The organism is Cedecea sp. B1(4), from assembly GCF_059414925.1.
The window spans coordinates 1-389 of record NZ_JCAHMZ010000152.1 but is presented as its reverse complement, the minus strand read 5'-3'; the positions used below and the strand labels follow the sequence as shown (position 1 = coordinate 389).

Below are 389 nucleotides of genomic sequence, written 5' to 3'. Positions count from 1 at the left end.
ACGGTCTCGGACGACGACTACGACGCCCACGATACGACGGCGATGATCGGCGGCGAGTTCGACCTGACCCGTGACTGGACCGCGTTCGCGCGGTTCGGCACGCGCCACAATGACTTTGCCGGGCGAGGGCAATTGGTGACCAACGTCAGGGCGGACGGCAGCGCCTACCTGTTTCCGTTCGCCACCCGGGCCGACAATCACGCGCGGTCGGCGGAGCTGGGCGCGCGCGGCGTCCTCTGGACGGGCGTCGTCAGGCATGCGTTGGTCCTGAGCGGCGCGCGGCGGCAGGAGGAGGCCCGCCAGGGCTTCGTGTACGCGCCCATTGCGCTGACCAACCTTTATCATCCGCCCGCGATGCGACACCGGGCCCCCGCCGCGGGGGGGCCGCC

The 389-nt window shown here is 71.2% G+C and carries 1 pseudogene; it reads left to right on the top strand.

Annotation, left to right across the window (positions count from 1 at the left end):
- Nucleotides 1-389: pseudogene (locus ACR6JA_RS22435) on the top strand (hypothetical protein); the annotation flags it as partial.